A 25,632-nucleotide genomic window follows, 5' to 3' on the forward strand; every position below is an offset into this window, starting at 1 on the left:
GGCCCCTTCCCGCCAACCCTCACCCACATCCCGGCCCCTTCCCGCCAACCCTCACCCACATCCCGGCCCCTTCCCGCCAACCCTCACTCACGTCCCGGCCCCTAGGATGCGATACCGATCCTAGAAGGGTGATGACTGCTGGACCCAGAGGCAACTTCTTCTGCTTCCGCTTCTCTGCTGTTTGACGCACCCGATGTGGGCACAACCAAGGGTTAGCGTAGGTCGTGTGGGGGATTGCTGAGAGTGCTGGTGGCAGAACGGTACGGGCCTGGCAATCTCGCGATCGTCGGCCCGTTGTCCTCGGCGTCGAAGGATGTTTCACGTGAAACCGATCCATCCATCCGTGACTCGGGGCGGAACCCGTCGGGGCCAGATCTAACCGGCGGCGCTCCCAGACTCTGTTTCAGGGATTCGACTCGTTTCGCGTGGCAGCCACCGACGCGGCCCGAGAAACCCCTGAAGAGGGTGATCAACACGCTAGCAAGCTCACCAAATTGCTTCTTGCGTTTGTCAGCTAAGAAGTAGTGCGCGGAGTCCTGCACGTACTAACCATCCTTCGGCGCTCGTAGTTTCGAAGAACGGTAAAGGCCACTCTGCTGTATCGAGTGCCCTGGCTAGGCTTCGGTCTACTGGTTAGGGCGTTTGTGCCCCTCCAGCACTCCCTAGGCATTGCGAAACATAAAACTCGCCAGATACCGCGAGGAGAATCCGACGACTTATGCGCCTCCCGTACAACGTAAATCTAGTGGTCCGTTCCGTCTGTAACCGTAACGCTCGAGGACCTTCCACCTACGACACGCGACACCTACCGCAGACGCGGGGCGGGGGTGTCCCGGCCTCAAGCAAGCCCATAAAGACAGTGATGGCCCGTGAACCTACTCCACGATGATTGCTGAACCCTGGCAGCACTTTACCTGCTGCCTGGCCCTCCCCGTCCCTCACAGACCGCCGCAGAATCATCAGCAGCTCCGGTCCGGGCGGGTGTCCAAAGGCAAAGGAGCGTCAAACATCCATGTTTCACGTGAAACAGACCCCTAATGAAACTTCAGCGGGCCCTCCCCAGGGCAAGTACAGTGAACTCCGCATAGGTCTGCGACTCACCGAAAGCTCAATGGGGCATCCGGCAAACTCCCGAAGGTACGCATCGTGCATGTCACCCACAAGGAGCCGTGGGAAGCGAACTGTTGTGTCGTTCCGCCCGCGGGCGAGCCCCTTTACGATACATCGACAGAATCGGGTGGCTCATAACCACAGTTCTCCGTCGTTCCGTCGGTAGTCGGCTCCCGGCCGATCCGGACTGCACTACAGCCGACTCTCACAATTCCTGTCGACCACCCGCCACGATGCCAGCTTTTGGACTGCTGGAGGAGGACTCACGACCCCTGTAATGCGCGTTTGGCTCAGGGATCTCATCGGAGTTTGGCTGAGCTGTAACTGCGGGAGACAAGGCCCTGACTCGTACGACGCTGCCGCACTTCTACCTTCGTTTCGTGCCCGTATCCTCGACTAGGAAACTGCTATCGTACTCAGCGGGGGCAGGTTCACGATCATGGGAAAGTAGGGGCAAACAACAGATCAGCGGACTTTCTTCGGTCGGTAACGTCCTCGGCGGATTGCAGCGGATAAATTGATCCTCCATGGTCATATCGGCGCCACCGCCAACCCTAAGCCGCCCAGCCGAACCTTTGAACGTGCGCTCGGAGAGCGACACCGTGTCTTTCCATGACTCGTCCTTCTGACCAAGACAGACACGTCAACTCACAGCAGGCATGCACAGCAACCGGAGCGGCCAGGTCAGGTACCTCACCAGAGGCCTTGCCAATCAAGACATCAAGTCGGGTCCCTTAGACATGCCTTCCGGAAGGATAGTCGCGGTGAGACGTTCTAGGCGACCTGTCGGCCATGCAGCCCAGATAGAGTCGACCAACGGAGGTCTTCCGGTCAGGACGGGCCGGTTGTTTCGCTCAAGGCGGCTCCCGGTCGGGGCATGAGCACGACGACCACGTGAATGTTTCACGTGAAACGGGGCAGCCCGAGGGCGCGTGACCCACGTAGCCCGGGGAGAGCCGCCAGCTGCCCGGCTACCGTACTAGCTCCGAGCACAGCTCCTTCGGTCGGCGGGCTAAGAATCACCCGCCTAGCACCTACACTCTAGGGAACCGTCTACACACTGTGGCGCTTAGGAGAGCCCTCTCCATGTAGGTGCTCGTCGCCAATTCATGCCATATGCCCGCAGGACCTGTAATGCGGCCTATCGCGGACCGACTGGCAACGCCCTATCAGGTTCAAGCAGACCGGCTAGCGATTCACTCGCATGGTACTTACCGATTTCACTGCTGGCGGCCAGAAACGAACTACCCTCCCCGCCGCCGCAGCCCGGAGCACGAACCCAAGACAAAACTCCGGCCTCTCAAGACATCCGATCAATAGGCTTCGATCTGCACCCAAACATCAGGCCACAACGCTGGAGGCCCCATGTATCTGAAACCTTCGTATCTACCCCCGGAATTGCGAGACCTAACGTCAGGCCTCATGTAGGGACCTGGGCCACGTGGCATCTAGCAATGGCGCTCAGATGCCACGACGCTCTGAAGAGAAGTTTCTGTTCTGCCTGGACAATCGCAAGGCTAGGGAGCCGCGGCGTGGGACCCGAATGCCTGCGCGAAGGGGTAAGTTGTTCACAAGGTTATCCACAGGCTTTTCCACCGTCCATGAGATTGCCCACAGCATGCTCGGAGCATCATGCTGAACGTTGGAAGGAAGCGCCTCGACGCAGGAAAGTCGATGACGCTTCCCTGCCGATTTCAAGGTACCGACCTTCAGTCCGAAATCCCCAGATTCAATACAAATTGGGCCAATTTGGTCCGCTGTAGGGGTACACGATCTTCAGCAAGAGGGTACTGATAGGTTCTGTGGTGTGTACGGATCCACCGCACTGCAAGTAGAGAATCCGGCGCCCTGAGCCCAGGCTCCTGAATTGCTAATGCTGCACTTGGATGGGTAAGTTATCCCCAAAGTTATCCACAGCGATATCCACCGGCTTTTCCACATGATGTATCCCTAGTTTGAATTGCTCCGGGCGAACGCCTCGACCACACTGCGGCAGCGTTTCACGTGAAACACCACGGTAGCCCATCGCGGTCCGGTGCCCTTGCTTGGGCTACTGGGCGCCTAGGGTTCACCCCACCCAGGGCCGAAGGTCCTAGGGGGCCCTGACGGTGGCAGTGTAGCTTTGAAAAGCACAGACTGGCACCGACCCCAACATCGGATCAATCCGACCGTGGACCAAGCCAGGGGAGAGCGCCCAAGTTGCTTGTGACCTACGAGCAATGGCCTCGCCGGGCAGAGTTGTTAGGCCTGAGGTACGGATAATTTTGTCCTCGTGTCTGGATAACCAGGCATATTCAGGGGATCCACCATGGGAGCCATTGGTACCAGATGCCCGCTTAGGACCGAGAAGCTGCACTCCGCAGGTCTTTGTCCCCAGCATCACATCAACCGCACACTTGGCCAGTCACGAATCTCATTCATTGGCAGGCAGTCATGGTGGCTGCTGGATGGGTGAACAAGAGCTGACAGGATTTGAGCGCCACATTGCCCTCCACCGCGTCTCAGTCCCGTTGGCCTCCATCCCGACTCTGGCCACAAGTGTAGATAAGGCGATAGCACGAGCACCAAATTGCCCGGACCACAATCGGCAACACGGCCACACGGTGCCCCTCATGCGGTTTCCTACGCTGTCCACGGTCCAAACACTGACCAACGCAGAACCTGGGCCTTGTACGTCGGTGCCAACCCTACCGTGGGACTTTCGGCTTCAAACTTTACCAATGCGTTGGGATTCAATAGTTGACTCTCTGATTCACCTGCCGAGAGCAGTGAAACCTTTGATTGATTCCGATGTGCGCATCGTCGCGCAGTCGTCTGTACGTTGCTTCCATCTAGACAGCCATCCGCACCCTGGTTCCACTTCGAGGACTGCCTCTTGGACATCACACCCGGCCCTACTGACCGGTACATTCCTGCCCATTTATGGTCTCTTCGGAAGGCTGTGACTGTTCCCTTATATTTGGTCTTGGTGCTGTCCGCCAGCGGGTCTTGTAACAGCAGGAGGCGCCGAATGTAGAGGTGCTGGTGCCGCTCACAAGAAGAAGTGGTACGAACAAGGGCATCGGCTGGCCCCCCAAGGGGCTTGATGCCAGATTGGCCACTCCTGGGGCAATTTCCGAAGACTGCTCACCTACCGTTGGAACACTCAATTTACCGCTACAGCTTCGACAGGGCTGGAGACAGACCGAGCTGCTTGAATTGCGACGGCAGAGGTGAACGACTCGGACAAGGGACGCTTTAGGCGAGCTCGAAATAGTCGAATAATGCCAGCGTTTCACGTGAAACATGGTCGGGAAGCCTCGCAGCACGCATGGCCACACCAAGCAGCGGGGTCCTACGGAACCGATACTCGCCGGCGGGGTCCATGAAGGGGTTCCGCAAAGCAAACAAACCCCTTACCCCGCAGCGGACTAACAAGGGGCCGTTTCACGTGAAACATGATCGCTCACCTCACATGCCCAGCTCTAGGCAGAGCAGCTACCTATGTCTGTTTCGCAGATACGACAGAAGTCGACCATTGCCCTGTCCGATCTTGAGCAGACTGTATTCTTTCCTACCCTTCGGTGGATCGACCGCATGTGGCAGCTTGCAGGCCCTATTTCAAGGCGGTACTAGCTCCACATTTTGGCTGCTTCAACGGGCGTGCATCTCACCGTTTCACGTGAAACACCTGGAGACATTCAGCTTTCCCCATCTACTATTCGGCACCAAGACACATTGGTCACGCCGGCTACGTATAGTTTGAACCGAAGAGTACGAGTTATCAGCCGGTAAAACATGGCCCGGGAGGTGTGAAATGGCCGAAAAGTGGCCCACCGGCCTCCCGCGTCGATTAGCCGGGCCACGGCGGGAGGACAGAGAATGCTGTAATACCTACCAGACTCATCCAATCAGACTCGGTAGTGGGCCACATTGAGTTCCCGAACGCACGTCCGAGGGAATGGCTAAGTCGGAGGCCCAGACGCAGCGAGAGTAGCGCTCCCCAGGCCACTGTTTCACGTGAAACGCAGATCCTCCAAGGCCCAGGCGCACCCCACACAACAGACGCAACAGCTCCATATTCCAAGCAACAAAAATGGGGCCTGCTCTAGGAGCAGACCCCATCACTTGGGTGACCCAGTGCTAATCCTCAGACCCAGGTCCCAGAACATCCATAATTCGGTTCAAATCTTCAACACTCGCAAATTCAATACTGACCCGACCCTTGCGAGCACCCAAAGTAATCTTCACGTTGGTGTCCAAACGATCCGAGAGCGACGAAGCCAGGTAATCCAAGCGTTCGTGGCGAGCATTTGGCTTGGGAATGGAATTCTTCGCTGGCGCGGCGGGGTCTTGATACAGTGCCACGGCTTCTTCCGTAGCACGGACCGACATCCCTTCAGCGACAATCTTCTGCGCCAGGCGCTCCATTGCTGCTGCATCAGGAAGGGACAGCAGGGCGCGTGCGTGGCCGGCAGAAAGAACACTGGCAGCGACACGTCGCTGGACCAACGGGGGCAGCTTCAGCAGACGAAGAGTGTTGGAGACCTGGGGACGGGACCGGCCAATGCGATCTGCCAACTGTTCATGGGTGGTACCGAAGTCTTCAAGGAGTTGCTGGTAGGCCGCCGCTTCTTCCAACGGGTTCAGTTGGCTGCGGTGCAGGTTTTCGAGGAGCGCATCGCGGAGAAGGTCGTCATCCGTGGTGTCACGAACGATTGCAGGAATAGTCTCCAGTCCAGCGGCCTGCACAGCCCGCCAACGACGCTCGCCCATAACCAGTTCATACGGTTCTCCACCCTTTTCGGTTGAAGTCCGTACGACAATTGGCTGGAGGACGCCTATTTCCTTGACGGAGTGCACCAGCTCAGCCATGTCGTCCTCATCGAAGACGGATCTAGGCTGCTTGCGGTTTGGATGAATGTCTCCAACAGGAATTTCAGCGAAACGCGCACCGGGAACCTCTACCAGCTCAACGCTTGACGAGGCAGCAACTGAAGGCGCGTCCGCCGTCGAGCCTTCTTCAACCTCTACGGCATCGGAGGCAGCTGCGCGTTTCGTAGCCGGCTTGCTGGGCGAAGTCTTGGCTGACGACGAAGTCGCCTTAGCAGCGGGCTTCGCGGCGGGCTTTGTCCGTGCTGTGGCGGAAGACCTGGCGCCGGACGCTTTTGGCTCATCAACGGGTACGTCGGCGTGTGAGGTGGCAGCCTCAGGTTCTGCAGCTTTCCGTGCCTCCGGAAAGAACAGGTCCACTGGACGGGAAGCTGCGGCACCATTTCCCTGGGCAGCACCAGGCGCGCTGGGAATGAGAGCCCCAAGACCCCTGCCGAGGCCCCTTCGCTTTTCGCTCATTGATTCATCCCTCCGATGGATAGCCAAGCACGGTCCGGCTCAGGCTGTTGCAGTGTTTCAAAAATTCTAGCGTTCAGCGATTTCGGCGGCGGCTTCCATGTAAGACAACGCGCCGCTCGACGAAGGATCGTAGGTCATAACTGTCTGCTGATAACTCGGAGCCTCGGAGATGCGGACGGATCGGGGTACCACGGCACTGAGTACTTGATCGGGGAAGTGCTGTCTCACCTCAGAAGCTACCTGGGCGGCGAGGTTGGTGCGTCCGTCGTACATGGTCAACAGGATGGTGGACACAACGAGGTCGGCGTTCAGGTGCTTCTGGATCATTTCGATGTTCTTGAGCAACTGGCTCAAGCCCTCAAGTGCGTAGTACTCGCACTGGATCGGGATGAGTACTTCACTGGCAGCACAGAATGCATTGACTGTCAGCAGGCCGAGGCTTGGAGGGCAGTCGATAAAGATGAAGTCGAGGCGACCTTCACCGTTCTTTTCCCGTTCCTTGGCGTAAACATCGATGGCACGGCGGAGACGCTGTTCGCGAGCCACCAAAGAGACCAGCTCAATCTCGGCCCCGGCCAGGTGAATCGTGGCGGGGGCGCAGATGAGGTTGGGGATGTCCGGGCACGGGGCCACGACATCCTTGAGGGGCAGGTCATTGATCAGGACGTCATAGATGCTGTCGACGTCGGCATGGTGTTCAATGCCGAGTGCCGTAGAGGCGTTGCCCTGGGGGTCGATATCGATGACCAGGACATTGAGTCCTGCCGAGGCCAAGGCAGCTGCGATGTTGACTGTGGTTGTGGTCTTGCCAACGCCACCCTTTTGATTGGATACCGTGAAGATACGGGTTCCTTCGGGCTTAGGCAGTTCGCGTCCAATGAGACGCTCGCGCCGGCGCGTTTCATTGGCCAACTGGCGGGCAATGGGGCTGGAATCATCAATGGAATCCATGACGTTTCGCCCTCCATCTGTGACAGTTTCACGTGAAACGGCGTTCTCAACCGAATGAGTGCGCACTATTGCGGATTGAAGGGACGCAGAGGGTGTGGCCATTGCCCGCGCGGAACCCAAAGACATAAACGGCGGGATCCGCTGCGTGGAGGTTTCACTACTGCCCACTGGTCACACTCTCACTCTCATTTGGCGCTTGCTGCCGTTCTCTAGCCTAACCGCTCGGCCGCCGACACGCGGGAAACAGGGCGGTAGCTACGCGCTCTTTCCCGGCTTGTTGACGATGATCCGCACCACGGTGGTGGGTTCCTCCAAAAGTTCCTGTCCACAAACCACAACGGACGTTTCCACGCCCCCGAGCTTGCGGATAACTTTCTTGGCCTTCTCTATCTCTTCGCCTGCGCTTCGGCCCTTAATGGCCACCACTTCACCACGGCCATTCAAGAGCGGAATGGTCAGCCCGGCAAGGTTGGTCAGTGCCGAGACTGCCCGGGCCGTTACAACGTCGGCGTCAACCAGGCCCACTGCCAGTTCAGCCCGGGTCCGCATGATGGTGACGTTGTCCAGCCCAAGGTCATCCACGACCTCCTGGAGCCAAATGACGCGGCGTTCCAAGGGCTCAATCAAGGTAAGTTCAAGATCCGGCCGCGCGATTGCCAGGCACAAGCCCGGAAGGCCCGCGCCGGACCCTACGTCGGCCACGTGGCTGTCCATGGCGATGGCCGATTCGATGACCGCGCAGTTCAGGACGTGACGGCTCCACAAGCGAGGGATCTCGCGGGGACCGATCAACCCTCGTTCAGTACCGGATGTAGCCAGGTGTTCAACATAGCGCTTGGCAAGATCCAAGCGCTCCCCAAAGATCTTCTCTGCCGCTTCCTGTTCAGCTGCGGTGATATCAACCATGAGCTTCTAGTCAGCCGAGACGACGATGTGGCGGCCGGCGCCTTCGCCCTCGGATTCTGAAACCAGCCCGAGATCAGCGACGACGTCGTGGACAATCTTGCGTTCGTAGGCGCTCATGGGTTCCAGGGCGACCGTCCCGCCATCCGCCTTGACCTTGGCCACGGCATCCTCGGCAATCTGCTGGAGTACGCCTGCGCGCTCCTTGCGGTATCCGTTGATGTCCAGCACCAGGCGGGACCGGTTCTCGGTAGCGGACAGCACCGAAAGGCGTGCCAGCTCCTGCAGTGCTTCGAGCACCTCGCCGTCGCGGCCTACGAGGCTGTCCAGGGCTGCGGACTCCTCGTCTGCAACGATGGAGATATAGGTGCGCCCGTTGCGTACCTCAATGTCGATGTCGCCGTCGATGTCGGCGATGTCCAGGAGCTCCTCGAGGTAGTCGGCAGCGATGTCGCCTTCCTCTTCCAAGCGGCTGGCCGTCTTGGACTGGGTTTCTTCCTGGGAGTCGTCCTGGTCTTCAGTTACGGCGTTGGTAACTTCTTCGGTGCTCTCGGCAGACATTACTTCTTCTTCCTGTTCTTACGTTGTGGCTGGACGCGCTGGGCACGGGCTTCGGCGGCTGCAACCGCCGCAGCTTCGGCCTCGGCAGCGGCGTCAGCGGCTGAAGTCTTCTTTCCACCCAACAGCGGCGGGAGGCCCTTCGCAGCACGGCGCTCCTCCAGCGCCTTTGCAGCGGGTGAACCCGGCGTAGGCATGCGGCGGATGACGAAGAACTGCTGGCCCATGGTCCAGAGGTTCGTGGTGGTCCAGTAAATAAGGACACCAATCGGGAAGTTAATGCCACCGATGCCGAACACGAGGGGCAGGATGTACAGCATCATCTTCTGCTGACGCATGAACGGGCTGGCCATGGCCTCTTCGGACATGTTCTTGGCCATGATCTGCTTCTGGGTGATGAACTGCGAGGCCGTCATGGCAACGATCATGATGACGCTCAGGACCACGACGGAGACGTTTCCCGCGCCACCGTGAAGCAGCGCGGAGGACAACGGGGCACCGAAGATGCTCGACTCATCGAACTCCACGACTTGCTGGGCACTCATGGCCCCAATACCGTTGCCGGCATTCTTCGCGTTGGAGATACCGGAAAGCACCTGGAACAGGGCGAAGAAGAACGGCATCTGGATCAGCATCGGCAAACATGCCGAGAACGGGTTGGTCCCGTGCTTCTTGTACATCGCCATCTGCTCCTGCGCCATGGCCTGGCGGGAGAGCTGGTCGGTTTTGCCTTTGTACTTCGCCTGCAGCTTCTTCAGATCCGGCTGCAGGAGCTGCATGCCGCGCTGGGCCTTGATCTGCTTGACGAACACAGGAATCAGGGCTGCACGGATCACCAGCACGAGGCCAATGATGGACAGAGTCCAGGTCCAGCCATTTGCGGCGGGCAGGCCAATGAAGCTCAGTCCCTCGTGGAAGCCGACCATGATGATCGACACCAGCCACTTGAACGGGAACATGATTGTCCCAAAGAAGTCATCCATTAGTTATCCCTATTCGTTAGGCCGCCGTGCGGCCTTCTTCATCAGCCTGAGCAGCCAGGAACTGGTCCGGGTTGTTCAGTACAACAATTGTGGGCGTCCGGCCTTCAGGCCAATGACGATGTCCAGCGGGGACATGGTCCACTCCGCCGGCGTTCCACGGGTGGCATTTGGCGAGCCTCTTGGCTGCGAGCCAGCTACCCTTCACAGCGCCGTGCACCGTGACTGCTTCCAAGGCATAAGCCGAGCAGGAGGGGAAGAACCGGCAAACCTGGCCGTACAGGGGCGAGACGACCTTGCGATACGCCTTCAGCAAAAGAATGAGGATATTCCGCGGCAGCTCCCACAGGAAGATACCCACCGCTGCGGGCAGGGTCCTGTTGGAGGGCACACTTGAGGAAGGAACGACGGCGGTGCTTATGTCATGCACGCGGTGTCCCTTCCGTAGTGGTGCCGTTGCCGTCCGGCGAAGCGTTGCGTGGATTGGAGCCACCCAGTCGCTTCGTCGTCACTGCCAATGCGGCGTTGTAGTCGGAGAGCAACTGCTCCCAGCTGGCAGATGCAGCTGCGGGCAGAGCCCGGACCACCACCGCCAGGCCAGTTCCATGCGTGTGCAAGGAAAGTGCGCCTGCTTCTCTCAGTCTCCTCTTAACGAGGTTCCTGGTCACGGCGTTCCCGACGGCTTTGGAGACAATGAAGCCGATTCGACTCGGCTCCCCGGCCCCGATAGAGGCCGTATATAACACTAAGTTCCGGCGTCCATTGCGGACGCCGGAACGTACAGTTGTTGAAAAGTCGGTAGACGTCCGCAGACGGTTAGGGGTGGCTAGCACCGTCGAATCCGCAAAAAGACCCTGACCGACAAGTCAGTTATTTACGCCGACAGTTCGACGCGGCCCTTGCCGCGACGGGCAGCCAGGATGGCGCGGCCGGCACGGGTGCGCATACGAAGGCGGAAGCCGTGCTTCTTGGCCCGACGGCGGTTATTCGGCTGAAAAGTCCGCTTGCTCACGTTAGTTACTCCAGTGGATCAAAGGTGCGCCCACCCGATCAAAAAAGGGGAAGAACTGGCCGACGCTAAGTTTTGTATGTGCCGCCGCCGTTGCCTCCCGCACGATGAACGTACGGAGTTACAACTGATCTCAAAAGCGGACACAAAGGACTTCACAACGTTAGGGCAAAAAGGGACCCACAGTCAAACCGGCAGCCTGCCGCACACATATCCACAGCTGTGTCCAGACCCTGCTTGCAGCCTGTGGATGAAGTGGCTCACAAGCCGTATTCCGGAACCACAACGGTGTAATTATCCACAGGCAACTTCCCAGCTATCTTCTGGCGATTGCATCCCCTAGAGTGGCTCAGTAGCCCATTGTCCACCCGCTGTGCATAACTCTGTGGATTATCACCCGGAACAAGCAACGCCGGAGACACTTCGGCTGCCAGCAACGCCGGCAAGCAAGTATTTAGGAACTGATTGATGACAGTAGACGAAGCCAACCACGCCAACACTGTCGGAAGTTCCTGGCGCAGGGTGCTGACCCTCCTGGAACAGGACGATCGGGTCACTCCCCGTCAGCGTGGTTTCGTCATCCTGGCCCAGGCACAAGGCCTCATAGGTTCGACCCTCCTGGTGGCAGTTCCCAACGAGCTCACCCGCGAAGTCCTGCAAACGCAGGTCAAGGATGCCCTCGACGATGCCCTGCGGAGCGTCTTTTCGGATGACATCCGCTGTGCAATCGACGTAGACACCGATCTGGTGCCGGTCCATGCAGAGCCGGAACCCGCCGTCGAGCTTTCCGCAGTACCGGACTTTGCAGAGCCGAAGCCCCAGCCGACTCCGCCGAGCACATCGCACGAGTTCGGCCGCCTGAACCCGAAATACATCTTCGACACGTTCGTGATCGGCTCCTCCAACCGCTTCGCCCATGCGGCCGCGGTTGCCGTCGCGGAAGCGCCGGCCAAGGCATACAACCCGCTCTTCATCTACGGTGACTCCGGACTGGGCAAGACCCACCTGTTGCACGCCATCGGGCACTATGCACGCCGTCTCTACAGTGGTATTCGCGTCCGCTACGTGAACTCCGAAGAGTTCACCAATGACTTCATCAACTCCATCCGCGACGACGAGGGCACGAGTTTCAAGACCACGTACCGCAACGTGGATGTGCTGCTGATCGACGACATCCAGTTCCTGGCAGGCAAGGACCGTACCCAGGAAGAGTTCTTCCACACGTTCAACGCCCTGCACAACGCCAACAAGCAGGTGGTTATCACCTCCGACCAGCCACCCAAGATGCTTGCGGGATTCGAAGACCGTATGACGTCGCGCTTCGAATGGGGCCTGCTGACGGACATCCAGCCGCCGGAGCTTGAGACCCGTATCGCCATCCTCCGCAAGAAGGGCCTCAGCGAGGGCCTGTCAGCGCCGGACGACGCCCTGGAGTACATCGCGTCGAAGATTTCCAGCAACATCCGCGAACTTGAAGGCGCCCTCATCCGCGTCACTGCGTTCGCGAGCCTCAACCGCCAGCCGGTGGACGTTGCCCTGGCCGAGATGGTCCTCAAGGACCTCATCACGGATGACGGTGCCCAGGAAATCACGGCGAAGCAGATCCTCGACCAGACAGCGGACTATTTCAAGCTCAGCATGGAAGAGCTTTGCAGCAAGTCCCGTACACGGACACTGGTGACAGCCCGGCAGATCGCCATGTACCTCTGCCGGGAGCTGACTGACATGTCCCTGCCCAAGATCGGCCAGGAGCTCGGGGGCCGCGATCACACCACTGTGATCCACGCGGACCGCAAGATCCGTGAGCTGATGGCTGAGCGTCGTGTGATTTACAACCAGGTCACCGAACTGACCAACCGCATCAAGCAGCAGCAGCGCGACTCCTGAATCCACATCGCGACCGCCACTACATACCTTATTAACAGGTGCATGTGGATAAGCCTGTGGATACTTAAGGGGACAAGCGTGCTTAATGGGCTTAAAACCCTTAAGCCGCCTGTGGATCGTTAAAAACGCTCCTGGGAGTTGTCCCCATCCACACCCTGTTTAAAACCCAGTTAACGCACACTCCGTGAACAGGGCTTAACCGCGGAACTTCGCGGCGAGATGGGGTTATCCACAGTTTCCACAGCAGTTATTAACACTACGAATCCCAAAAAATTGAAATCCCTCAAATAACAATCTCGTTCTGCCACACTCCGAGCCCGGCCAACGGCCAGGCCGAGGCCAGCCTGCGGCTGTCCACATACGAGGGGTCCGGCCGATCGGGGATGGGTTAATCGCGGATCTTCCGGCTAAGCTGTCAGCAGCGCTCCCATCCTCGGGTCTGTTTGTAGTTCGCTCAGTGCGGACCATGCAGGTTCCGGTGCGGGAGTGCGGAGATTTAGCGGCTTCCAAGCAGGAATCCGCAGCTACTACATGGCAGCAGCAATGAAAGGCGGCACCCCTCCGTGAAGTTCAGAGTCGACCGCGACGTCCTGGCAGAAGCCGTTACGTGGACCGCGCGATCGTTGTCTCCGCGGCCGCCTGTTCCGGTGCTTTCCGGTCTCCTCCTCAAAGCCGAGGCGGGAACGGTAAGTCTGTCGAGCTTCGATTACGAGACGTCGGCGCGCCTGGAAATCCCGGCAGACATCGCTGTTGAGGGCACCATCCTGGTATCCGGGCGCTTGTTGGCTGACATTTGCCGAAGCCTCCCCTCCGCACCGGTCGAGGTCGAAACCGATGGCAGCAAAGTCACACTGACCTGCCGCCGAAGCAGCTTCCACCTGGCCACCATGCCCGAATCCGAATACCCGGCCTTGCCGGCTTTGCCGGCAATCAGCGGCACCTTGCCTGGCGACGCTTTTGCGCAAGCCGTTTCGCAGGTCATCATCGCTGCGAGCAAGGACGACACCTTGCCGATCCTCACCGGCGTACGTATGGAGATCGAAGACGATCTGATCACGCTCCTAGCCACAGACCGTTACCGCCTCGCGATGCGCGAAGTTCCCTGGAAGCCTGTTACTCCGGGAATTTCCACCAGCGCACTGGTTAAGTCCAAAACCCTGAACGAGGTTGCCAAGACCCTCGGTGGCAGCGGCGACATCAACCTCGCCCTCGCGGACGATGACAGCCGCCTGATCGGCTTCGAAAGTGGAGGACGTACCACCACGTCACTCCTGGTGGACGGCGACTACCCCAAGATCCGTTCCCTGTTCCCGGACTCCACCCCTATCCACGCGACAGTCCAGACCCAGGAACTCGTCGAGGCCGTACGCCGTGTATCGCTCGTTGCTGAACGGAACACTCCGGTCCGCCTCGCCTTCACCCAAGGTCTGCTGAACCTCGACGCCGGTACGGGCGAGGATGCGCAGGCTTCGGAAGAGCTCGAAGCCCAGCTTTCCGGCGAGGACATCACCGTTGCGTTCAACCCGCACTACCTGGTTGAGGGCCTCAGCGTTATCGAAACCAAGTACGTTCGCTTCTCGTTCACCACAGCTCCCAAGCCGGCCATGATTACTGCCCAGGCGGAAGCCGATGGGGAAGACCAGGACGACTACCGGTACCTCGTGATGCCGGTCCGCCTGCCCAACTAGCAGACGCCACGGACACATCAACCCTCATTCCCAGAAAAGAGTTCACACTGTGCACATCGGACTGATCGGCCTCGGAAAAATGGGTTTCAACATGCGGGAACGCATGCGGAACGGCGGCATCGAAGTCACGGGTTTCGACCGGAATCCGGACATCACGGATGTCTCTTCCGTCGATGAACTCATTGCGGCCCTGCCCACCCCGAGGCTGGTCTGGGTGATGGTCCCATCTGGTGCCATCACTGACGCTGTGATCACAGAGCTTGGTGAAAAGCTCAGCCCCGGCGACATGGTCATCGACGGCGGCAACTCACGTTTCACCGAGGACCAGAAGCACGCCGCGGCACTCGCCGAAAAGAGCATTCGCTTTGCGGACTGCGGCGTTTCCGGTGGCGTGTGGGGCCTGCAGAACGGCTACGGCCTGATGGCCGGCGGAGCGGACGAGGACATTGAACTGGCAATGCCTGTGTTCGACGCACTCCGCCCTGAGGGTGAGCGCGCCGACAGTTTCGTCCACGTCGGCGGTGTCGGCGCAGGTCACTACGCCAAAATGGTCCACAACGGCATCGAGTACGGCCTCATGCAGGCATACGCCGAGGGCTACGAATTGCTCGCCGCCAAGGACATTGTGAAGGACCTCCCAGGTACCTTCCGTGCTTGGCAAAAGGGCACCGTGGTCCGCTCCTGGCTGCTGGACCTCATGGTCAAGGCATTGGACGAGGATCCGGGCCTTGCATCCATTGACGATTACGTTGAGGATTCGGGAGAGGGACGCTGGACCGTGGAAGAGGCAATCGCCAACGCCGTTCCGGCCCCGGCAATTACCGCAGCGTTGTTTGCCCGGTTCGCTTCCCGCGAGGACAACTCTCCGGCCATGAAAATGGTCTCCGCCCTGCGTCATCAGTTCGGTGGACACGCCACCCGTCCGGCCAGCTAGGCCGCAGGAGTCCTGCGAACGGCGTGTACCTCGAACATCTTTCACTGACGGATTTCCGCAGTTATGCACAGGTTGACCTGAAGCTTGGCCCAGGTGTGACCGTGCTGGTGGGTTCCAACGGGATCGGCAAGACCAACCTGATGGAGGCCATCGGGTACCTTGCCACGCTGAGCTCGCACCGTGTGAGCACCGACGGCCCGCTGCTCCGCTTTGGCACCGAGCGCGCCATGGTCCGGGCGCGGCTTGTCCGTGGCGAGCAGTCGACTGTCATTGAGCTGGAAATCAATGCCGGCCGCGCGAACCGAGGCCGTATCAACCGCAGTAACCCAGTGCGGGCGCGGGATATCCTGGGCATCTGCCAAACAGTGCTTTTCGCTCCGGAGGACCTGGCTCTGGTGAAGGGGGACCCTTCGAACCGTCGCCGATTCCTTGATGAGCTGTTGGTAAGCCTGGTTCCGCGGCATGCTGCCACACGAAGCGATTACGATCGGGTCCTTAAGCAGCGCAACGCGCTCCTGAAGTCTGCACGGACAGGTAAGTTCACTGCGGGCCATGAAGCAACCCTGGATGTTTGGGACCAGCACATGGCGCGGGCAGGTGCTGAACTCCTGCACGCCCGCCTTGAGCTCGTGGAGCGGCTGCGTCCGCACCTCAACAATGCCTACGCACAGCTGACCGATGGTTCCAAGGAAGCCGGCGCCATCTACCGTTCCACTATCCAGGACATCCTGGATGACGACGGCGGTCCGGCGGATCGCGCAACGGAACCGTCGTCGTCGGCGGAGGACCTCCGGGTACTGTCCGTGGACGATCTCACCGAACGGTACATCCAGGCCTTCGCTGCGTCGCGGAAGAAGGAACTGGAACGGGGGATCTCCTTGGTGGGGCCGCACCGGGACGAGCTGGAACTCGTTTTGGGTCAAGCGCCCGCAAAGGGCTACGCCTCCCATGGCGAGACCTGGTCCATGTGCCTTTCCCTGAGGCTTGCTTCCTACTACGTCATGCTGGACGACTCCCGCACGGGCGGGACCGCGCCGATCCTTATCCTGGACGATGTCTTTGCCGAACTTGATGTTCAACGGCGGCGTAAACTGGCTGCAATAGTGGCCGGCGCCGAGCAGGTGCTGGTGACGGCCGCCGTCGACGCCGATATCCCTGAGGAGCTGGCCGGACGGCGCGTTACCGTTGTTCCGGGAGGCATCGATGGCGAAGGATAGCGCGGACGGACTCCAGCCCGGCCGGGATCCCGACGAAATTGACGCGGCCCAAGCAGCGCTGAACCGCATGCGCGAGGCTGCTGCCGCGCGGGGCGAAGTAAGGCAACGCGCTCCCCGCTCCGGATCAGCCCCCCAACGCAAAGGCCTCCGCAATACCAGGGGTTTCACCCAATTCCATGGCAGCGGCCGGGATCCTTTGGGCCTGGGCAAAGTTGTTGGGCGCTTGGTGGCTGAGCGGGGATGGACGTCACCGGTTGCCGTAGGGTCCGTGATGGCTGAATGGGAAACCTTGGTTGGTCCGGATATCTCGTCCCACTGCACTCCGGAGAGCTTCACGGACACGACGCTCCACGTCCGCTGCGACTCCACGGCGTGGGCCACCCAACTGCGGTTGCTCAGTTCCAGCCTGCTCGAGATGTTCCGGAATGAACTCGGCGAAGGCGTAGTAACGAGCATTCAGGTTTTGGGTCCGTCGGCTCCAAGTTGGCGAAAAGGCGGGCGAAGTGTCAACGGGCGGGGCCCCAGGGACACTTACGGCTGAAAGGCGTGCAGGGCGATTCAACGCCCCTGGGCCGTATGGACCCCCATCGGGACCACCGCAGGGCCATTGAAGATAGGGCCAGCGGCCTCCCACGGGCATATTCAGCTCTCGGCTGCCCCCGTATTTGCAAGGATTCGAGCGTATCCACGATAGAATTGGCGTAGATCACTGAGCGCCGGTGAAACGTCGTCCAGGTCCTGAATCCACTCTTGTGGTCTCAGGGACCCCTTCGTCGGAGTAGTCGGCGCAATCAGTCACGTGCCCGTTGACGGCCTCGGTTCGCCGTGGACAACACCGGGAACGGCCGACATCGAGTACAGAGGAGTCGAAAGCGCCTGTGGCTAACGACAATGCAGAGACCTTGGCAGTAGAGCCCGAAGAGGAGACTGTTCCCACGCCTGACACGCCCGCCGAGGCGCCCAGGGAGTACGGTGCCAGCGATATCACCGTGCTGGAGGGCCTCGAAGCCGTGCGCAAACGCCCGGGTATGTATATCGGTTCCACCGGTCCCCGTGGTTTGCACCACCTTGTTTACGAAGTGGTGGACAACTCCGTCGATGAAGCCTTGGCCGGCTACTGCAGCCATATCGAAGTTACTCTTCGCGCGGATGGTGGCGTCCGGGTAGTGGACGACGGCCGCGGTATCCCCGTGGACATCCACCCCACCGAAGGCAAGCCGACAGTCGAAGTCGTCATGACCATCCTGCACGCCGGTGGCAAGTTCGGTGGCGGCGGATACGCGGTCTCCGGCGGCCTTCACGGTGTGGGCATCTCCGTGGTCAACGCTTTGTCTCGTCGCGTGGACACGGAAGTCCGCCGCCAGGGCCACGTCTGGCGGATGACCTTCGCAGACGGCGGTAAGCCACAGGGCGAACTCGTCCAAGGCGAGGCTACGGAAGAGACCGGTACTTCCCAGACGTTCTACCCCGATGGCACCATCTTCGAGTCCACTGAGTTCGACTTCGAGACGCTGCGTGCCCGGTTCCAGCAGATGGCCTTCCTTAACAAGGGGCTGAAAATCACGCTGACCGATGAACGCCCCGTCACGCGGGACGGTGACGACGACCTTGACCTTGACGCCGTGGCGACCGAGGGTGAAGTCAGCGCCGAGCACCGCACGGTGGTGTACCAGTACCCTGACGGCCTGCTGGACTACGTGAAGCACCTGAACTCGAACAAAAAGGTTGAAATCGTCCACGAGGACGTCATCGCCTTCGAAACTGAAGACACTGAGCGGCACATCGCCGTTGAAGTTGCCATGCAGTGGACAACCGCCTACTCGGAAAGTGTCCACACCTACGCCAACACCATCAATACCCACGAGGGCGGAACCCACGAAGAGGGTTTCCGCGCTGCGATGACCTCGCTGATCAACCGCTATGCGCGGGAGAAGAGCATCATCAAGGAAAAGGATGACAACCTCACCGGTGACGACATCCGCGAAGGCCTGACGGCCGTTATTTCCGTCAAGCTTTCCGAGCCACAGTTCGAAGGCCAGACCAAGACCAAACTGGGTAATTCCGAGGTCAAGGGATTCGTCCAGCGCGTGGTCACCGACCAGTTGGGTGACTGGTTGGAGCGGAACCCCGGCCCTGCCCGCGACGTGATCCGCAAAGCCATCTCGGCTGCCCAAGCACGTATGGCAGCACGCAAGGCCCGCGATAACGCCCGCCGGAAGAGCCCGCTGGAATCGTTTGGCATGCCGGGTAAGTTGTCAGACTGCTCCTCCAAGGATCCTTCGCGTTGTGAGGTCTACCTCGTGGAGGGTGACTCGGCCGGTGGTTCGGCCAAGCGTGGCCGCAACCCGGAAACCCAAGCCATCCTGCCCCTGCGCGGCAAGATCCTGAATGTGGAGCGCGCCCGGCTGGACAAGGCCTTGGGGAACGCCGAAGTCCAGTCCATGATCACGGCTTTCGGTACGGGCATTGGCGAGGACTTCGACATCGCCAAGCTCCGCTATCACAAGATCGTCCTGATGGCCGATGCCGACGTTGACGGCCAGCACATCACCACCCTCTTGATGACGCTGCTGTTCCGCTACATGCGTCCCCTTATCGAGAACGGTTACGTCTACCTGGCTCAGCCGCCGTTGTACAGGATCAAGTGGTCCAACGCTGCTCACGACTACGTTTACAGCGATCGTGAACGTGATGAGACCATCCGCAAGGGCGCTGCCATGAACAAGCGGCTTCCCAAGGACAACGGCATCCAGCGCTACAAGGGTTTGGGCGAGATGGACTACACGGAGCTGTGGGACACCACCATGGATCCCGAGCGCCGCACGCTTTTGCAGGTCACCATGGACGACGCGCTGGCCGCTGACCAGACCTTCTCCGTCTTGATGGGCGAGGACGTGGAGTCGCGGCGAAACTTCATCCAGCAGAACGCCAAGGACGTCAGGTTCCTCGATATCTAGCGGCCCACCGGCCACTTAGATATTCCAGAACCGACATATACCTGAAACGGAAACTTAGATTATGAGTGACGAAACTCCCGAAGTCCCGGCCTCGAACGACGCCGAGGATGTAGTTCTTGAGGGTGATGTGCTGACTGACCGCGTCGAACAGGTGGACCTGCAGACGGAAATGCAGCGGTCCTACCTGGACTACGCAATGGCCGTGATTGTCGGCCGAGCCCTCCCGGACGTCCGGGACGGGCTCAAGCCGGTTCACCGCCGCGTCCTGTACGCAATGTTCGACGGCGGCTACCGCCCGGACCGCTCTTTCAACAAGTGCGCCCGCGTGGTCGGCGATGTCATGGGTACCTATCACCCGCACGGTGACATGGCGATCTACGACGCCTTGGTCCGCCTCATCCAGGACTGGACCATGCGCTACCCGCTGGCGCTTGGCCAGGGCAACTTCGGTTCCCCCGGTAACGATGGAGCCGCTGCGCCGCGTTACACCGAAACCAAAATGGCCCAGCTGGCCATGGAAATGGTCCGGGATATCGACGAGGAAACCGTCGACTTCCAGGACAACTACGACGGCAAGAACCAGGAACCCACCATCCTGCCGGCCAGGTTCCCCAACCTGCTGGTCAACGGTTCCTCAGGCATCGCCGTCGGTATGGCCACCAACATTCCGCCGCATAACCTCCGCGAAGTTGCCGAAGGTGTCCAGTGGGCGCTGGATAACCCCACGGCCACCCGGGAAGAGCTCCTTGAAGCGCTGTTGCTCCGTATCAAGGGACCCGATTTCCCTACGGGTGCCACGATCCTCGGCCACAAGGGCATCGAAGACGCCTACCGTACCGGCCGCGGCTCCATCACCATGCGCGCAGTGGTTAACGTCGAGGAACTCCAGGGCCGCACCTGCCTGGTAGTCACGGAGCTTCCTTACCAGGCAAACCCGGACAACCTGGCCATCAAGATTGCCGAACTGGTCAAGGACGGCAAGATCCAGGGCATCGCGGACCTCCGTGATGAAACCTCTGGACGCACGGGCCAGCGCCTGGTGATCGTGCTGAAGCGCGATGCCGTCGCCAAGGTGGTCCTGAACAACCTGTACAAGCACACGCAGCTGCAGGACAACTTCTCGGCGAACATGCTTGCCATTGTCGACGGCGTTCCGCGCACCTTGAGCCTGGATGCATTCATCCGGCACTGGGTTGCGCACCAGATGGACGTCATCGCGCGTCGCACCAGGTACCGCCTGCGCAAGGCCGAGGAAGAAGCACACATCCTGCGTGCACTCCTGAAAGCACTGGACATGTTGGACGAGGTCATCGCCCTCATTCGCGCGTCCAACACCACGGAGGCTGCCCGCGAGGGACTCATGGAGCTTCTGGAGATCGACGAGCTCCAGGCCCGGGCCATCCTGGACATGCAGTTGCGCCGTTTGGCTGCCCTGGAACGCCAGAAGATCCAGGACCGTCATTCCGAGCTCGAAGCGATGATCCAGGAATACAACTCGATCCTGGCTTCCGAGGAACGCCAGCGGCAGATCATCAGCGAGGAACTCGCCGAGATCGTGGCCAAGCACGGCGACGACCGCCGCACCCACATCCTGATGGGCTTCGACGGTGACATGTCCATGGAGGACCTGATCCCCGAAGAAGAAATGGTCGTCACGATTACCCGCGGCGGATACGTCAAGCGGACCCGCAGCGACAACTACCGTTCGCAGCAACGCGGCGGCAAGGGAATCAAGGGCGCGCAGTTGCGCGGGGACGACGTCGTGGAGCACTTCTTTGTGACCACCACGCACCACTGGCTGTTGTTCTTCACCAACCTGGGACGGGTCTACCGTGCCAAGGCCTACGAGCTGGCGGAAGCCGGCCGGGATGCCAAGGGCCAGCACGTTGCCAACCTCCTTGCCTTCCAGCCGGATGAGCACATCGCGCAGGTCCTGGATCTGCGCGACTACCAGCAAGCGCCGTACCTGGTTCTTGCAACCAAGAACGGCCTGGTCAAGAAGACTAGGCTGGAGGACTACGACACCAACCGCACGGCCGGCGTCATCGCCATCAACCTGCGCGACGAAGACGAACTCGTTTCCGCCCAGCTGGTGAGCGAAACTGATGACCTCCTCCTCGTGTCACGCAAGGGCCAGTCGATCCGCTTCACGGCAACAGATGACGCTCTGCGCCCCATGGGCCGTGCAACGTCGGGTGTGACCGGTATGAAGTTCCGTGAAGACGACGAGCTCTTGGCTGCTGACGTGGTACAGGACGGCTCGTTCGTGTTCATCGTGACCGAGGGCGGCTACGCCAAGCGCACCGCCGTCGACGAATACAGGCTCCAGGGCCGTGGTGGCCTCGGCATCAAGGTGGCCAAGCTTGCCGAAGACCGTGGCGACCTTGTGGGTGCCTTGATCGTGCAGGAAGAAGACGAAGTCCTGGTGGTCATGGAGGGCGGCAAGGTAGTCCGCTCTGCCGTCACCGGAGTCCCTGCAAAGGGCCGCGACACCATGGGCGTCATTTTTGCCAAACCTGACAAGAATGACCGCATCATCGAGGTGGCACGAAACAGCGAACGTGGTTTGGAAGTCGAAGAATCTGAGGACGGACTCGACCATGACGTAACGTTGGCTGAAGACGACGGCGCCGCTGAGGCGACCGTCACGCCCGAAACGGAAAACGACGCAGACCCGGAAACCGATACGGGCGCGGAGCTGAACGAAGACAATACCGGAGGTAACGAGTGAGTAATTCCGACTCATATCCCAAGCCGAGCACAGGTGTCCCCGGCGGACTCCGGCAGCCCGCGGGCAGCGCGCAGGCAGGAACCCCTGCACGGCCGCAGCAGCGTCCAGGCGCCGCGGCCGGCGAGACCGGGGCACGCCCTGCAGGCGGCGCCAACTCAGCCCAGCGCCCCGCTGGAGCTCCCGGGCAGCGCCCTGCACAGCCGGGCCAGCGTCCCGCAGGAGCAGGCGGCCAGCGGCCCACAGGTGCTCCCGGACAGCGGCCCGCACAGGCTGGACAACGTCCGGCAGCAGCAGGCGGCCAGCGCCCCGCCCAGGGCGGACCCGGTTTGGTGAAGCCCGCTCCCAAGGCCAAGGTTCGCCGCGCACGGTTGCTTGTCAGCAAGGTCGACCCCTGGTCGGTCCTGAAGATGGCATTCCTTTTGTCGGTCGCACTGGGCATTGTCACAGTGGTGGCCGCGATCGTGCTCTGGACCGTCCTGGACCTGACTGGCATCTTCAACCAGGTAGATAGCCTCCTGGGTACCCTGGCCGGTTCTGAAGGCAGCGGATTCGAATTGAAGAAGATCGCTTCCTTGGGACAGGTGGCTTCCTTCGCCACCATCATTGCTGTGGTGAACGTGGTCCTGCTGACCGCCCTCTCCATGCTCTCCGCCGTGCTGTATAACATTTCGGCAACTTTGGTTGGTGGCGTCGGCGTCACCTTGACCGACGACTAGCAAAAAACCGCGGAAATACGCTGAAAATGGCTGAAATCCGTGGTGGGAAAGCCTCGATTTGAGATCGGGCCGGGATGTGCTGTACAGTCATATCTCGGCCCGATGAGGCATCGGGGCGTATAGCTCAGGCGGTTAGAGCGCTTCGCTGATAACGAAGAGGTCCCAGGTTCAAGTCCTGGTACGCCCACGGAACCAAAAGTGGTTCAGGTAAAACTGAACTGGAATGAGGTACTTGTGAAGAGGTTGCTTGTTGTACTGGCAGCAGCGGTCGCAGGTGTCCTGGCCTATAAAAAGGCACAGGAATCCGAAGCCCGGAAGAATGTCTGGAGCCAGTCGACCGATAAGGTCGATTAGCCGAAGAGCCCGGTTTGAACTGGTAATTGACAGTCAAAACTTAGGGTATGATAGACGGGTTGCTTCTTATGGGGGCATGGCGCAATTGGTAGCGCACCTGCTTTGCAAGCAGGGGGTTCGGGGTTCGAGTCCCCGTGCCTCCACCATAAGAAAAGTCCCGGTCAGAAATGACCGGGACTTTTGCTTTAACGGCTTCTGCCCTCATCCAGCCGAAACATGTCCCTCATCCGGCTGGAACCCGCTGAAGGGCCTGCTCGAGGAATGACTTCAACTCGCTGCCACCCAAGACCGGCGTGACAACTCCAAGCTCCAGGGTTGGTTGGCGCTTTTCCTCCGCTGAGGCCAGGGCGGTCTCAACATTCTTGCGGGCCGTAGCGGCCGCCTCTGTGTCGCCTCGTTTCGTGGCCTCGAGCATGTCCAGCGCGGCCTCTACACCGCGTCCATATTCGGCCGCCGCAGCAACCCACGCCGCGGCATCCTGGGCGAAGCCTCGTTGCGCCATCCGCGGGAGAAGTTCGGGCAGCCGCTGAAGTAGCGCTGAGCGGGCCTTCAAACCACCTGAAGGCGCCCGCCCGGCGTCGTAATCCGTCCAGAACCGGTCAATATCGCGTCGCAGCTCGGGAGCGGAAGGTGAAAGTTCGTCGTCCTGCCAATCCTGGTTCAGATCCACGAAAGCCCGGACACCTTCCTGGACGGCGGGATCCGGCCCCGCTACCAGGGATAAGGCGGCGTTCATGGACTTCGCAGCGTCGTAGGCGGGCCCGTTCCAAGACAGGTCGGCGTAGTTGAAGATAGCAGGCAGGGAAAGATACGGCTCGATCATGGGGTTGGTGACGATGCCGCGGATGGACGTGTACAAGTCCGCGTCCCGGCCGAGCACCGGTGCCATGAACAAGTGATCCTGGGAGAAATCGTTGACCGGGTAGTTGTCCCAGATAACGAGGGTCCTGAGTGCAGACGAGGTCCCGTAACTGCGCCGGGCCGTATCCACTGATTCCTTGGTGATGCGGTGCGAAACCACGTCCTCACCGGTCCACTGCACCACAATGTCCGGGTTCAGTGCCTTGCCGAGTTCCCTTTTGTAGGCGGTGCTGTCGGAACCGTTGTAGAAAGTGGGGACTGTTTCCAATGGTTGGACGCCCTGTTTGCCCACGATGAACTTCTCGTTGACGTCGTTAATGAATGAGGCCTGCGCCTTGGCCAGGTTGGCTTGGCCGGATCCGAACTCCTTCACATCCTCGGCACACTGGACTTTGGTGGCTATGTCGTCAAGGGGTATCACGAAGGATCGAACGCCCAGCGAATACAACGACTCGAGCTTGGTTAAGGCATCGTTCAAATCAGATGTGCGCGAGTAGCAAACGTCGATCCCGGGCGATAAAGCGTACGTAAAACGGATGTGACTGGCAGCAGCGGCGTCAATAAGCTCCCGCAGTTCACCAAGTTCCTGGTTGGAATATAGATCGCGCCACCTCTCCCTCAGCAGGGGATCGTCCTTGGGTGAATAGATGTAGGTATTCATCTTTTGCCGGCCAGCGAACTTGATGACGTCGAGCCGGGCCTGGTGAGACCAAGGCGTGCCGTAGAAGCCCTCAATAACGCCTCGGGTTTCCATCAATGGCCAGTCACTGATGCGTACGGCCGCCAGACTGCCGTCCTTGAGCAGTTGGCGAAGTGACTGCACTCCGTGGAAGATGCCGTCGGCGTCCCGGCCGGCAAGTACCGCCGTCGGGATCCCATCGATTTGGCCGGTAGCTATCGCGTAACCCTCGGGCCGTTCGAGTGCGGTCCGGATCTCCGGATCACCGTCCAAATGCAGCGCTCTGAGGGCGCCAGCGGAATCGGTCCCCGCACGAACGGCAGAGGAGCCCTCGCGGGGAGTGGACAGTGTGGTCACAGTCTCGGCCGTTCCTCCGGCTCCGGAAACCAACTCCACCAGGGCGTCGATCGAGGCCTGGTCCGTTCCCTCCGAAGCTACAACGTACACATGGCCGCTGAGAGGTATGGACCCTCCGGTTCCGACGTGGGTGTGTTGCGGCACAGGGAAGATATCGGGAACGGCTCCAACATCTCCGCCCTTCCCGTCCGGGCGGTCATGTGCAATAACAAACCACCCGCTCATGACCATAGCGGCGGCGAGTGCCGCGGCTGCGATCAGGATGAGGAGGGACCGCCTGCGTCTGGCACCTGCGGAGTTGGGTGCGTTGTTCAATGAGTTACCCCTTGTGTATGCCGTACGCGGCTTACTGGAATGCTGAGTCAAGACAATCACACTGTCCCTGCATCAGATAGGGAGAGAAGCGCTT

Annotated in this window: 18 protein-coding genes and 2 tRNA genes; 11 read left to right on the forward strand and 9 right to left on the reverse strand. The window is 60.1% G+C overall.

Annotated features, from left to right (window positions below):
• Positions 1-5,232: 5,232 nt before the first annotated feature.
• From QRM57_RS14735 to rpmH, 8 genes are all read right to left on the reverse strand, one after another.
• The gene (locus QRM57_RS14735) at positions 5,233-6,441 is read right to left on the reverse strand and encodes a ParB/RepB/Spo0J family partition protein (RefSeq protein WP_284987133.1); all 1,209 of its coding nucleotides are present in this window, start codon (positions 6,439-6,441) and stop codon (positions 5,233-5,235) included.
• Between the two features lie 66 nt (positions 6,442-6,507).
• A complete protein-coding gene (locus QRM57_RS14740) occupies positions 6,508-7,560 on the reverse strand; it encodes a ParA family protein (RefSeq protein ID WP_284987135.1) in 1,053 nt (350 codons plus the stop codon).
• Between the two features lie 87 nt (positions 7,561-7,647).
• A complete protein-coding gene (gene rsmG, locus QRM57_RS14745; RefSeq protein WP_257369970.1) occupies positions 7,648-8,298 on the reverse strand; it encodes a 16S rRNA (guanine(527)-N(7))-methyltransferase RsmG in 651 nt (216 codons plus the stop codon).
• A gap of 6 nt (positions 8,299-8,304) precedes the next feature.
• On the reverse strand, positions 8,305-8,856 hold the full coding sequence (locus tag QRM57_RS14750) for a Jag family protein (RefSeq protein ID WP_284987136.1): 552 nt from the start codon (positions 8,854-8,856) through the stop codon (positions 8,305-8,307).
• Positions 8,856-9,836, reverse strand: a complete 981-nt coding sequence (gene yidC / locus QRM57_RS14755; protein ID WP_235518111.1) for a membrane protein insertase YidC — start codon at positions 9,834-9,836, stop codon at positions 8,856-8,858. The genes QRM57_RS14750 and yidC overlap by 1 nt, the downstream gene beginning before the upstream one ends.
• 16 nt (positions 9,837-9,852) lie before the next feature.
• Positions 9,853-10,263, reverse strand: coding sequence for a membrane protein insertion efficiency factor YidD (gene yidD / locus QRM57_RS14760; protein WP_502868653.1), 411 nt, complete (start codon positions 10,261-10,263; stop codon positions 9,853-9,855).
• On the reverse strand, positions 10,256-10,666 hold the full coding sequence (gene rnpA, locus QRM57_RS14765; protein ID WP_257369972.1) for a ribonuclease P protein component: 411 nt from the start codon (positions 10,664-10,666) through the stop codon (positions 10,256-10,258). Before rnpA ends, yidD begins: the two co-directional genes overlap by 8 nt.
• Positions 10,667-10,707: 41 nt before the next feature.
• Positions 10,708-10,845 (reverse strand): 50S ribosomal protein L34, encoded by a 138-nt coding sequence (gene rpmH / locus QRM57_RS14770; RefSeq protein WP_011776797.1) that lies wholly within the window; start codon positions 10,843-10,845, stop codon positions 10,708-10,710.
• A 465-nt stretch (positions 10,846-11,310) separates the two neighbouring features.
• Between rpmH and dnaA the strand changes: the two genes are divergently transcribed.
• The 11 genes from dnaA (at position 11,311) to QRM57_RS14825 (ending at position 23,472) form a co-directional block, all read left to right on the forward strand.
• Positions 11,311-12,729 (forward strand): chromosomal replication initiator protein DnaA, encoded by a 1,419-nt coding sequence (gene dnaA / locus QRM57_RS14775; protein WP_211710336.1) that lies wholly within the window; start codon positions 11,311-11,313, stop codon positions 12,727-12,729.
• 563 nt (positions 12,730-13,292) lie between these two features.
• A complete protein-coding gene (dnaN, locus tag QRM57_RS14780) occupies positions 13,293-14,417 on the forward strand; it encodes a DNA polymerase III subunit beta (protein ID WP_011772783.1) in 1,125 nt (374 codons plus the stop codon).
• A gap of 16 nt (positions 14,418-14,433) precedes the next feature.
• The gene (gnd, locus tag QRM57_RS14785; RefSeq protein WP_257370076.1) at positions 14,434-15,351 is read left to right on the forward strand and encodes a phosphogluconate dehydrogenase (NAD(+)-dependent, decarboxylating); all 918 of its coding nucleotides are present in this window, start codon (positions 14,434-14,436) and stop codon (positions 15,349-15,351) included.
• A gap of 23 nt (positions 15,352-15,374) precedes the next feature.
• Complete coding sequence (gene recF, locus QRM57_RS14790) at positions 15,375-16,568, forward strand: DNA replication/repair protein RecF (protein ID WP_284987138.1); 1,194 nt, start codon at positions 15,375-15,377, stop codon at positions 16,566-16,568.
• Positions 16,555-17,109: a DciA family protein gene (locus QRM57_RS14795; RefSeq protein ID WP_284987139.1), complete on the forward strand. Its 555-nt coding sequence runs from the start codon at positions 16,555-16,557 to the stop codon at positions 17,107-17,109. The genes recF and QRM57_RS14795 overlap by 14 nt, the downstream gene beginning before the upstream one ends.
• 337 nt (positions 17,110-17,446) lie before the next feature.
• Positions 17,447-19,525 (forward strand): DNA topoisomerase (ATP-hydrolyzing) subunit B, encoded by a 2,079-nt coding sequence (gene gyrB / locus QRM57_RS14800; RefSeq protein WP_257369975.1) that lies wholly within the window; start codon positions 17,447-17,449, stop codon positions 19,523-19,525.
• A 61-nt stretch (positions 19,526-19,586) separates the two neighbouring features.
• Positions 19,587-22,256 (forward strand): DNA gyrase subunit A, encoded by a 2,670-nt coding sequence (gene gyrA, locus QRM57_RS14805; protein WP_284987140.1) that lies wholly within the window; start codon positions 19,587-19,589, stop codon positions 22,254-22,256.
• Positions 22,253-22,972: a DUF3566 domain-containing protein gene (locus QRM57_RS14810; RefSeq protein ID WP_284987141.1), complete on the forward strand. Its 720-nt coding sequence runs from the start codon at positions 22,253-22,255 to the stop codon at positions 22,970-22,972. Before gyrA ends, QRM57_RS14810 begins: the two co-directional genes overlap by 4 nt.
• A 113-nt stretch (positions 22,973-23,085) precedes the next feature.
• Positions 23,086-23,159, forward strand: a tRNA-Ile gene (locus QRM57_RS14815).
• 47 nt (positions 23,160-23,206) lie between these two features.
• The gene (locus QRM57_RS14820; protein ID WP_284987142.1) at positions 23,207-23,326 is read left to right on the forward strand and encodes a DLW-39 family protein; all 120 of its coding nucleotides are present in this window, start codon (positions 23,207-23,209) and stop codon (positions 23,324-23,326) included.
• Positions 23,327-23,396: 70 nt separating this feature from the next.
• A tRNA-Ala gene (locus tag QRM57_RS14825) sits at positions 23,397-23,472 on the forward strand.
• Positions 23,473-23,549: 77 nt separating this feature from the next.
• Here QRM57_RS14825 and QRM57_RS14830 read toward each other — a convergent pair.
• Positions 23,550-25,538 carry a glycoside hydrolase family 84 protein gene (locus QRM57_RS14830; RefSeq protein WP_284987143.1) on the reverse strand — a complete coding sequence of 663 codons (1,989 nt, stop codon included), beginning with the start codon at positions 25,536-25,538 and terminating at the stop codon, positions 23,550-23,552.
• Positions 25,539-25,632: the final 94 nt, after the last annotated feature.

It is taken from the genome of Arthrobacter sp. fls2-241-R2A-172 (assembly GCF_030208885.1).
Lineage (GTDB): Bacteria > Actinomycetota > Actinomycetes > Actinomycetales > Micrococcaceae > Arthrobacter.